This is a genomic window from Bacteroidota bacterium (genome assembly GCA_030017895.1).
Lineage (GTDB): Bacteria > Bacteroidota > Ignavibacteria > UBA10030 > BY39 > JASEGV01.
Genome location: JASEGV010000043.1, coordinates 17399 through 27896, shown reverse-complemented (window position 1 = coordinate 27896; position 10498 = coordinate 17399). Strand labels below are relative to the sequence as shown.

9 protein-coding genes are annotated in these 10498 nt (G+C 38.7%); 6 read left to right on the top strand and 3 right to left on the bottom strand.

Annotated features, from left to right (window positions below; genetic code table 11):
- Nucleotides 1–77: 77 nt before the first annotated feature.
- Complete coding sequence (locus QME58_09405; GenBank protein MDI6804047.1) at nucleotides 78–1955, bottom strand: FG-GAP-like repeat-containing protein; 1878 nt, start codon at nucleotides 1953–1955, stop codon at nucleotides 78–80.
- 493 nt (nucleotides 1956–2448) lie between these two features.
- Nucleotides 2449–4131, bottom strand: a complete 1683-nt coding sequence (locus QME58_09400) for a YgiQ family radical SAM protein (GenBank protein ID MDI6804046.1) — start codon at nucleotides 4129–4131, stop codon at nucleotides 2449–2451.
- A 70-nt stretch (nucleotides 4132–4201) separates the two neighbouring features.
- On the opposite strand from QME58_09400, the gene QME58_09395 reads away from it, so the two are divergent.
- From QME58_09395 to QME58_09370, 6 genes are read left to right on the top strand one after another with little or no spacing between them, the layout of a single operon-like run.
- A complete protein-coding gene (locus QME58_09395) occupies nucleotides 4202–4432 on the top strand; it encodes a hypothetical protein (protein ID MDI6804045.1) in 231 nt (76 codons plus the stop codon).
- Nucleotides 4433–4444: 12 nt separating this feature from the next.
- Entirely contained in the window at nucleotides 4445–5023 is a 579-nt protein-coding gene (locus tag QME58_09390; GenBank protein ID MDI6804044.1) for an FkbM family methyltransferase, read from the top strand.
- Nucleotides 5024–5026: 3 nt separating this feature from the next.
- On the top strand, nucleotides 5027–5401 hold the full coding sequence (locus QME58_09385; GenBank protein ID MDI6804043.1) for a septum formation initiator family protein: 375 nt from the start codon (nucleotides 5027–5029) through the stop codon (nucleotides 5399–5401).
- Nucleotides 5402–5428: 27 nt separating this feature from the next.
- Nucleotides 5429–6757: a replication-associated recombination protein A gene (locus QME58_09380; GenBank protein ID MDI6804042.1), complete on the top strand. Its 1329-nt coding sequence runs from the start codon at nucleotides 5429–5431 to the stop codon at nucleotides 6755–6757.
- On the top strand, nucleotides 6736–7725 hold the full coding sequence (locus tag QME58_09375) for an ROK family protein (GenBank protein ID MDI6804041.1): 990 nt from the start codon (nucleotides 6736–6738) through the stop codon (nucleotides 7723–7725). Before QME58_09380 ends, QME58_09375 begins: the two co-directional genes overlap by 22 nt.
- A 16-nt stretch (nucleotides 7726–7741) precedes the next feature.
- Entirely contained in the window at nucleotides 7742–10228 is a 2487-nt protein-coding gene (locus QME58_09370; protein ID MDI6804040.1) for a putative LPS assembly protein LptD, read from the top strand.
- 65 nt (nucleotides 10229–10293) lie between these two features.
- On the opposite strand, the gene QME58_09365 is transcribed toward QME58_09370, so the two are convergent.
- On the bottom strand, nucleotides 10294–10434 hold the full coding sequence (locus tag QME58_09365) for a hypothetical protein (GenBank protein ID MDI6804039.1): 141 nt from the start codon (nucleotides 10432–10434) through the stop codon (nucleotides 10294–10296).
- Nucleotides 10435–10498 lie beyond the last annotated feature (64 nt).

Sequence of the window (10498 nt, the reverse complement as noted above, 5' to 3'; positions counted from 1 at the left end):
TTTCAGATTCTTCACTTCGTTCAGAATGACTCTTTTGCGTAACTTCAGTTAGTTATTTAGAAAAGTGCCCTTCGACACTATCTAATCAATATCATCTTCTTAAAATCCTGATAATCTCCATTATTTACCACAAGTCTGTAAAAATAAACACCGCTTGATAATCCATCAGCAACAAAATCGATTGATTGATCTCCATCATCTAATTCTTCATTGTTGAATAAAGTCGCAACTTCCTGTCCGAGTAGATTGTAAATTTTCAAAGTTACAACCGACTGTTCTGCTAATGTGAAGCTTATAGTAGTTGATGGGTTGAATGGGTTAGGATAATTTTGAAACAAATAGTATTCATTTGGTAAACTACCATCTATGATTTCACCGGTTGATGTAATTGTAAAAGTATGTTCAACGGCAAAAGGCGATCCGGCATAACCTTTATCTATCGCTTGAACGCTCCAGTAATATGTTCCTTGCGGTAGGTTTTTGATTTTCCATTGACTCTGTTGGTGTGCGTTTGCCAATTTCGGTACCCTCTGATAACCAGTACTTATATTTGCAATGGGAGAAAAGTGCTGTACACCAGAATTGGTTGTACCTAAGCGGAGGTTATATATTATACCGTTTTGAGGTGTATGATCGTCGGTTGACCGATTCCATGTTAGTATAATAGTTTGCTCTTGCATCTCAGCCTTTAACCCATCCGGGACACTTGGTTTGGTATTCTGTGCAAATACATTTGTCCCTCCGTTATTGCGATAAATTTTTGTGATAGGAAGATAAGGTTTAAATTGAGTTGTGTAACTTGTGCCTCCGGTAAGAGCGATATCTAAATCGCCATCGTTGTCGAAATCCCCCCAACCTACCGCACAGTTATGCAAACCTGGTAATTGAACATTTACTTCAGAAAACGTTCCACCATCATTATGATATATCTTTGTTACTGGGTCGGTGATGTATGGTCCATTTCCTTTGTAAAGAGCGGCAACCAAATCTCGTGTCGACATTTTGTTAAACCCATAATGAAATTTTGTTGCCCCAGAAATAAGTATATCAAGCCAACCATCGTTATCATAATCGCCCCAAGCGACTGCACTAGCCATAACATTTACTAATTGTGGGCTAATATCTACAAAACTTCCATTATCATTCCGATAAATTGTTGTAAATGTTTTACCAGTACCAGCTAACAAGCCTGTGTAAAGAAGATCTAAATCACCATCGTTATCATAATCGCCCCAAGCCATCGCTCCGCTATTTGCAAGAGCAAATGGAGTATCAACGAGTTCAAACACACCATTATTGTTTCGGAATAACACATTCGTTACACCCCAATCCCCATATCCGCTCACTGAAATATCTAAATTACCATCACCATCGTAGTCAACCCACGCCGAAGAACTTCCCCAAACACCCGGAAGCCCGGCATAAATATTTACAAACGAACCATTATTATTTTTATAAACACGCGAGATAAATGAGCCTCCGCCGTTTGGAGAACCCGTCAGCAATAAATCTAAATCGCCATCGTTGTCATAATCGCCCCACGACGTTGAACCATAAACAACTCCGGGAAGTCCAGCGTTTATATCAACAAAGTTTCCATCATCATTACGATAAATCTTTGTTATCGGTTGATAGTTGTTTGGACCTGTTGCACCTTGGATAATCAGATCGAGGTCGTCATCATTATCAAAATCAACCCATGATTCAGCGTGTGCCGACTGAACTCCAACAAGAGGTGCATTGATATCGACAAACACTCCCGCATCGTTGCGATAAATCTTTGCATACATACTATCTGTATCGGTTGATCCATTTACAAGAAGATCGAGGTCGCCATCATTATCATAATCACCCCAAACAACCGAACTGAAAAATCCGCCAATAAGCTTGGCATCAATATCGGTGAATGTTGTAGTATCTTGGTATGTTGACTCAACAAAGAAATGTTGTTGCATTTCACTGGAAGGAAAATTGTTCTCTCCCAACACGATTTGTGGATGCAATAATAATACAAACGGTAAAAGCAAAAATTTTAGAATTAAATAATTCGCCTTTATAAACATTAAACACCACGCTTTATGAGTTTAACATATTTGTTAGTCAAATCTTGCTTTTAATTTAAGTCAAATTCTTTATAAAGTCAACAAATAAATTTGTAAATATATTTTTTTTGTATTTACTAGTGCATTTGCTAAAAATCTATGGTTTTTGCTCAAAAAATGACAAATTTTTGTATCATTCGCACACATTTAGTCATTTGAATTACGCTTAATCATGCTTAGGTAGCTGCAAAATTATCCGGGCACTAAATTACACCATCGAAATCCAAAATCAAATTGATAAGATTTATGATGATATAGAGGAAAATCTGTTAGCACACTCTTAACTACTTACCCGCCCGACCGAACAGGTTATGCCGTTTTATCGGTCGTTCGGGCGGGCTACCTACTAATTGACCACCGCTCTCTTCTGTCTCTCCTTCTTACCGATATCCTTTTCAACAAATAATGGATTACCTGTAAACGGATCAATCCCAGTGTAATACATTAATGCCGAATATGTTGAAGGAAGTGGCGTAAATATCTGAACCTGTTCAGGATTTGTATGAAGTTCCTCGGTTGCATATTTTTTTAATTTCTTCATATCGTTTTCGCTGCAACCCGGATGTGCGGCTATCAGGTAATATGTTAAAAACTGTTTCTTCCCGATTTGTTTGCTTGCTTTATCAAACCGTTTTTTAAATTCTTCCAAATATTTCGTATCAGGTTTTCGCATTAACTTCAAAATATTTTTTTCGGTGTGTTCGGGAGCTACTTTAATCTGTCCCGATACGTGATTAGCCGCTAATTCCTGAATGTATTCATTTCCAAATTTTTTATCTTCGATTATCAAATCGTAGCGCAAACCTGAAGCTACAAAAGCTTTTTGAACGCCATCAAGTTTTCTGATTTTCCTGAGCAATTTAATTTGCAGTTCGTGGCTAACATTCAATTCGTTGCAGGTATGCGGGAATGCACAATTTTTATTGACACACAAACCTGTATGCTTCTTAACTTTACAGTTCATTCCATACATATTTGCCGTCGGTCCTCCGACATCGTGAATGTATCCTTTGAAGCCGGGCAGTTCTGTTAAAATCTTTGCTTCCCGCAAAATGGATGCTTCGCTTCTTGATACAATATTTTCTCCCTGATGAACACCTATCGAACAAAAATTACATTCGCCAAAACACCCTCTATGTGTTGTTATCGAAAAGCGAATTGTTTCCAGCGCCTTTACTTTTCCCTCTTTCCTGTAAAACGGATGAACTTCCCGCTCGTAATCGAGGTCATAAATTTTATCGAGCTCACCTGGTGTAAATTGGTGAGCTGGGGGATTTTGAATTACATACCTGTCGGCACACCTTTGATTTAATCCTCTTGCTGTTAACGAATCATTGTTGTTATAGAAAATATGAAACATCTCTATAAACTTGTTTTTATCAGCAGCAACCTCTTCGTAAGAAGGCAGCGACAAAAATTTGTCATTAGGTTCTTTTGATATGTAACACAAGCCACGAATCTCCAACGGATTTTCATTCTTGGAAAGATTTTCAGCCAAATCTAAAACCGGTTTTTCTCCCATACCATAAACTAAATAATCGGCTTTGGCATCCAACAAAATTGGTTTCCGGATTTTATCGTCCCAATAATCGTAGTGAGCAATTCTTCTCAAACTTGCTTCAACTCCACCTAAAACTATTGGTTTAGTTTTCTTGAAATGCTGCCTTATTAGATTCGAATACACAATCACTGCTCTATCGGGTCGTTTTGTATTCAAGCCTCCGGGAGTAAAATCGTCGTTCCGTCTTCTTTTTTTGGATGCAGTAAAGTTTGCTACCATCGAATCGACGCATCCCGAAGTAACTCCCCAAAATAATTTCGGTTCACCGAGCCGAGTAATATCTATATTCGATTTTAAATCTGGTTGAGCAATCATTCCGACCTTATATCCATATTTCATCAACAGTTTACCAATGATAGCAGCGCCGTTATAAGAGCTGTCGATGTAAGTATCGCCACTAACGAGAATTACATCCAACTCTTTCCAACCTAATTTCTTAATTTCTTCTTTTGTAGTCGGTATAAACATTTGTTCAATATAATTTCAAAAATCATATATTACAAAACTCAAAAATTATTTCTTATATTTGAACGGAAATATGGAATTACAAAACATAAAATTGAAGCTCACAGGATTTTTGAAGATGGTGGGTTTGTTTAAGCCGCTCCGCTCTGTTTATAATTTTATTTTTCTCTCCAATGCGAAAACCGAGTTAACATTTTTGGATTTGACTGCAAAATTTTCAACACCATCTTTTAAAATAAAAGAAGATGTCGAATCGCTTCTGGGAGAGTCGGAAGTTTTGAAAACTTTTTTAGATAAACTATAACCGGACGATACCGTGTGGGATATCGGAGCGAGTTATGGAATTTATACGATATTCTCTTCGCTTAAAGTTAATAAAGGAAATGTTTTTGCTTTCGAGCCGGAAAAATCCACCCACAAACTTCTCGCTAATAATATTCAACTAAATAATTTAAGAAATGTAACTCCGCTGCAAATGGCTATTGGCGAATCTGAAGGTATAGTCGAATTACATACGTCCGAATCAGCCAATATCGGAACACACAGCCTTGCCGTTCGCACCGACTATCCGGTTTCAGGGAGGGGACAAAAGATTCAGATTCAAAAAGGTGATGAGTTAGTAAAGCATGGTACGATTCTTTCACCGACGGCAATTAAGATAGATGTCGAGGGCGCCGAGTTGAATGTCCTGCGTGGAATTGAAACAATTTTATCTTCGCCGCTAACACGAATAGTTCAAATCGAAATTCATCCAAACATTCTTCCACTTTTCGGGGAGACACAAGAAAATATTTTTATGCTAATGGAATTGAACAACTTCGCCGTTATAAAATCGATTCAAAGAGGGACTGAGCTTGAGGTGCTGTTTGAAAAACCAATGCTTGCAAAATCTTAATTTTTGAGTTACATTTCGTTTACAATGGACGACCAGTTTTACAGAAAAGAAAATCCTACTTGGCGACAACCCGAACGATGGATCAAAAAGCTTTTTAAAAATAAGCTTTTTAAGTGGGGAATTATTCCCTTTTTGATTCTAATGACCGTTTTCTTCATCAGCGACAAAGGTCCCTTGAAACGATTTCAGCTTGAACAAGAGAAAAAAATGTGGAACGAAAAAATTGAAGTAGCGAACAAAGAACATACACGGCTTCAGCGGGAATCGGAGGCACTCGATAAAGATAAATTCGCAATTGAAAAAGCAGCTCGCGAAAAACACGGAATGATGAAAGAAGGAGAAACAATTTATAAGCTAAAAGAAAACGAAACTAAATGACATTTTGAAAAATTTTGATTTACACAATTGGAATTATTTAAAAACACATATCAAAAAAGTAATAAAACGGGTTTAAGTCCATTAGCCGAACGTGTGCGGCCAAAAACTTTGAATGAGTTTGTTGGGCAGTCACATTTGCTTGGCAAAGCGATGCCGTTGCAAATTTTAATCGAGCATGATGAGCTTCCCTCCTTAATATTTTGGGGACCGCCGGGGTGCGGCAAAACAACACTTGCGCGTATCATTGCAAACCATACAAAAGCCGTTTTTTTTCAACTCAACGCAGTTTCGTCAGGAGTAAAAGACGTTCGCACTGTGATCGAACGGGCTGAAGCAAATCGCAAGCATTTTAATAAAAGGACAATACTTTTCATCGACGAAATCCATCGCTTCAATAAAGCACAACAAGATGCACTACTTCACAGCGTTGAAGATGGTGTGATTACGCTAATCGGTGCTACAACTGAAAATCCTTCTTTCGAGGTTATCTCTCCCCTTTTGTCACGTTGCAAAGTTTATGTGCTTGAACCTCTCTCGAAAGTTGAACTCAACCAAATATTAAATCAGGCAGTCGCTAATGATGATTTTTTAAAAAAACAAAAACTGCAATTCACGGATGATGTAATAGATCATCTTATTTTCCTTTCAGGCGGCGATGCAAGAATTTTATTAAATGGAATTGAAACAAGTGTACAGCTTATCAAGCAAAACAAAGTGGGCGAAAAAGTTCTTACAAAAAAAATTATCGAGGCGGCATTTCAACGGAAGGCAATTAAGTACGATAAAGCAGGCGAAGAACATTATAACATAATTTCAGCATTCATAAAGAGCATACGCGGCAGCGACCCCGACGCTGCGGTTTATTGGCTCGCCCGAATGTTGGAAGCCGGCGAAGACCCGAAATTCATTGCCCGCAGAATGATTGTGCTCGCCTCGGAAGACATCGGAAATGCCGACCCGTATTCACTTACGTTGGCTACAAGTTGTTTCACCTCTGTCGATTACATAGGAATGCCGGAAGCCCGTATCGTGCTTTCACAAACAGCAACTTATCTAGCATCCGTTCCGAAAAGCAACGCTTCCTACACTGCAATCGAAAAAGCTATGGCTGATGTGCGAAACTTGCCGAACGAGGCGGTGCCGCTTCACATCCGCAACGCCCCGACAAAATTGATGGAAGAACTTGGATATTCAAAAAATTATAAGTATGCCCATAATTACGAAGATGGTTTTGTGGAACAGCAATTTCTTCCCGATAATTTAAAACAAAAAATATATTACAGACCAACAGACAACGGCAGAGAGAAAACATTGCGAGAGAGATTAAACCAACTTTGGAAGAAAAAGAAAAGATGAAACGCAATCTTGCAATCGGCATTGATATCGGCGCTACGACTATTAAAGGCGGTGTTGTGGATATCACCTCGAGTAAAATTCTTATACAGCAAAAAGTTGATACGTTTGCATTACAAGGACCGGGTACAGTTTTACGGCAGCTTAATTTTTTAATCAAAGAACTGATGTTAGAATATCGGCACGATGAATTTACCGGTATCGGAATCGGTGCGCCCGGAATTGTTGAGAACGATAACAGCACAGTAAAGAATCCACCAAATTTTACAGATTGGACCGAAATTGATTTGGGCGGAATCATTCACAAAGGATTTCGCCTTCCTGTAATAATTGAGAACGATGCAAATGCTGCCGCACTTGGTGAGTCCAAATTTGGAGCAGGAATCGATTATCAAAATTTTTTATTCGTAATTTGGGGAACCGGTGTTGGCGGTGGGATTATACTCGATAACAAAATTTATCGTGGTCCTTTTGGGGGCGCCGGCGAAATCGGACACACAACTATCGATTATAACGGACATCTCTGTAATTGCGGTAATCGCGGTTGCATCGAAAGTTACATCGGACAACGATACCTTTCAGAACGAACGCGACAAAAACTTACTCAGCTACCTAAAGATGCACAACCGTCAAAAATTTTTCAGCTCGTAGAAGGTAACCTTGATTTGATTGAGCCGTATATCATTTCGGTTGCAGCAGAACAAGGCGATGTGTTTGCAAAAGAAATATTATTAGATGCCGGTAATTTGTTAGGTATTGCAATCGCTTCGGTTTTAAACGTGCTTGATTTAAGAATTGTAGTGGTTGGCGGCGGAATTTCGGCGGCGGGCGAATTTGTGTTCAATGCGATTACAAATTCTCTCCGCAGCAGAGTTTTAACTTCTATCAAGCCCGACGTGAAAGTAATACCTGCAAAACTTGGCAACGCAGCAGGAATTTTTGGCGCCGCTAGTCTCGTGATGAATAAATGAATAACGATAATCATTAATGTTTCAAAACTTTTTAAATATTTTACTCTTAATTTTACTTCTGTCTATAGTCCATCTCAATACGGCTTACACTTTGGGGAAAGAAAATAGATCTGTTGATTCTATATTTACCCCACAGTCAAGTTTGATTGCAGACACAACATTAGTTCAAGACACACTAAAAACCGAAATAGCTCCTCGCCAATCCAGCATCGATACGATCATCACATATTCATCTACAGATTCTATCGTCTATTCAATCTCCAATCGCAAGATGATGCTATACGGTAAATCGAACATCAAATATAAATTGATGGAGTTGAAATCGGAACGCATCAATATCAACTGGCACACAGCGGTGATGAATGCGTATGGCATTATCGACACCGCAGACACGACAGGTAAAAAATATACGGGCACACCGATAATGATTGACGGCGGCGAAGAATTTAGAGGACAAGAACTTTTATACAACTTCAAAACTCAGAAAGGCAACATTAAACTCGCCGATACTAAATCGGACGAAGGTATCTACTACGGCAGCCGGGTTAAAAAGATGAGCAAAGATGTGTTATTCATCGCCGATGGTAAATACACCACTTGCGATAAGGACCAACCCCACTTTTATTTTCTATCTCCGAAAATGAAAATGATTGTGCGCGACAAAGTAATTGCGGAACCGATTTACTTTCACATTGCCGATGTCCCTGTGTTTGCTCTTCCCTTCGGTGTTTTTCCGAGTAAAAGCGGCAGGCGTTCCGGCTTCTTTGCTCCTGCTTATGGCGATAACGCAACCTATGGACGATTTTTAAGAAAAATTGGTTACTACTGGGCGATGAGCGACTACACCGATTTGGCTTTGCACGGCGATTGGTACACAAACGGAAGCTACATTGCAAATTCTGAATTCAACTACATACTGCGTTATAAGTTTAGTGGTGGAATTTCTGGAACGTATAAGCGATTTATTACATCTGAAAAAAACGATCCAAATTATTCAATAGATGAGGGCTACAACTTAAACCTGCGGCACAATCAAGAAATTGATCCGACTATGCGCGCTGATGTAAATTTTTCATTTATGAGTAATAATAATTTTAGATTAACTAACTCTTTATCGGAAGCGTTACAGCAAACGATATTTTCAAATGCTACTATCTCAAAATCATGGGAAGGGACGAAAAATAGCGGTTCCATGAATATTTCGCGAACACAAAATTTAACAAACGGAAGAATTGATGAAACATTGCCTTCAATCAATTTTAACAGAAGTCAAAGTTTTCCGTTTCGACGAAAAAAAGTAATCGGAGACCTTCTTTGGTATGAACAGATCGGATATGATTATCGGGCAAACGCTTCGAACAGTCGGGCAAAAATTCCTGTAACAGTTCCGGTTGTAAATATTGAAACTTTCAGACGCGATAATCGACAAGCTTTAAATCAAAGTTCCGGTATCAGCATATCGCCAAAATTTGGATATATCTCTGTTACACCAAGCTTGTCGTTCCGTGATGAACGAAGGCAGAACAATAATTTTGTTCCGACACTCAACACAACCGATAGCACTCTTCAGGAAATAAACGACAAGGATTATTATTTTGCCGGATTTGTTTCGTCGGGTGTTTCGGCAAATACACGTTTGTATGGAATTGTTCAACCAAATGTTTTGGGCGTTACAGCATTCCGCCATACGGTTACGCCAAATCTTGCATTCAATTATTCAAAACAGATTTATGGCAAAAACATTACTAAAGGACAGATGCTTGCAAGTTTCGATGTTGGCAATCAGTTCGAAATGAAATTGAAACCGAAAGCCGAAGCGCAAGAAGAACAAAAAATTCAATTGCTGAATGTCGGTGCAAATGTATCTTACAATTTTTCAGCCGATAGTTTAAATTTTTCGAACGTTGGAGTTGGCTACCGAACAATTATCGGTGAGTTATTGAACTTCAGCGGCTCAAGCAGTTTTAACTTGTATAAAATTGATGATGCATCAAACCGGTTAGTTAATAAATTCATGATAAGCGAAGGTAAGTTAGCACGGTTAGAAAATTTCTCCATCAGCTTGTCAACTTCACTTTCGGGAGATCGGAAGCAAAAAGCGGATGAATTAACAGAAACCGATACTGTTCAACAACGCAAAAGCGGATATCAGGGCTTATACCAGCGGGACGAACCAGATTTCTCAATCCCCTGGCGACTATCTTTTAGCTGGAATTTTTCTGAAAGTTATATACCAAGAGCAAAACACCGGTCAGCAAATATATCAACATCTCTCGAATTTAATCTTACAGAAAATTGGAAATTCAGAATGAACGGCAATTATGATTTGATACGTAAAGAAATTTCTGCCCCAAGTATAAATATCGACCGCGACCTGCATTGCTGGGTTATGAATTTCGAATGGATCCCTATGGGTAACTACAAACATTACAAACTTGAGATACGAGTGAAAGCCTCACAACTGCAAGATGTGAAAATTACAAAGCAGAGGACAACATATTAAGATGGTTCAACTCGCCCCGAAATCCTTCGGTCAAGCTCACTTCACTTTTGGGGATTTGAGATTTTTCAACGGCTAAGTTCTCGTAATATTGCTTTGCTTCTGTCTTGAAGTTCCGGACCAACGTATAGCTGCATATTTCCGATTATCAAATTATGTTCATTTCTAAGTCCCATTTCTCGTTTGACAGCATTCATCAATATTCTCATTGAATAAACCTTAACGCCAATTGGAACTTCGAGGGAGTTAAGATAATCAGAGTAGAGTAACACA

Coding starts and splice junctions, on each gene's coding strand:
- QME58_09405 (MDI6804047.1), bottom strand. CDS start 1,955: ATGCAACAACATTTCTTTGTTGAGTCAACATACCAAGATACTACAACA.
- QME58_09400 (MDI6804046.1), bottom strand. CDS start 4,131: ATGTTTATACCGACTACAAAAGAAGAAATTAAGAAATTAGGTTGGAAA.
- QME58_09395 (MDI6804045.1), top strand. CDS start 4,202: ATGGAATTACAAAACATAAAATTGAAGCTCACAGGATTTTTGAAGATG.
- QME58_09370 (MDI6804040.1), top strand. CDS start 7,742: ATGTTTCAAAACTTTTTAAATATTTTACTCTTAATTTTACTTCTGTCT.
- QME58_09365 (MDI6804039.1), bottom strand. CDS start 10,434: ATGAGAATATTGATGAATGCTGTCAAACGAGAAATGGGACTTAGAAAT.